The organism is Variovorax sp. WDL1, from assembly GCF_001541225.1.
GTDB lineage: Bacteria > Pseudomonadota > Gammaproteobacteria > Burkholderiales > Burkholderiaceae_C > Variovorax.
Genome location: NZ_LMTS01000053.1, coordinates 1 through 277 on the forward strand (window position 1 = coordinate 1; position 277 = coordinate 277).

The following is a 277-nucleotide window of genomic DNA, read 5'->3' on the forward strand; positions in this document are numbered from 1 at the left end:
ACTGGTACCTGCGCTCCACCAGCACCATCATCCCGCCGGCACCTGCGGAGCTCCCGGCACCGGCGGCTGCCCCCATCGAGGTGCCCACTTACCGCGGCGAAGTGCCCTTGTTCGCAGCCGTGCCCGAGCAACTGCGCCAGGGCAACCTGGTCATGCTCAGCAGCCTGCACCAGCGCATCGGCGACGACGACGTGCGCACCGCGGCCGGCGCCCCGATCACCGCTGCAAGCACCGCCACCGGCGAACGCCGCGCCTGGGGCCGCGTGCTCAGCACCGG

1 protein-coding gene is annotated in these 277 nt (G+C 72.9%); it reads left to right on the forward strand.

Features of this window, described 5'->3' with window-relative positions:
• On the forward strand, nucleotides 1-277 hold a 277-nt coding region (locus APY03_RS42370), incomplete at both ends, for a hypothetical protein (protein ID WP_198161225.1).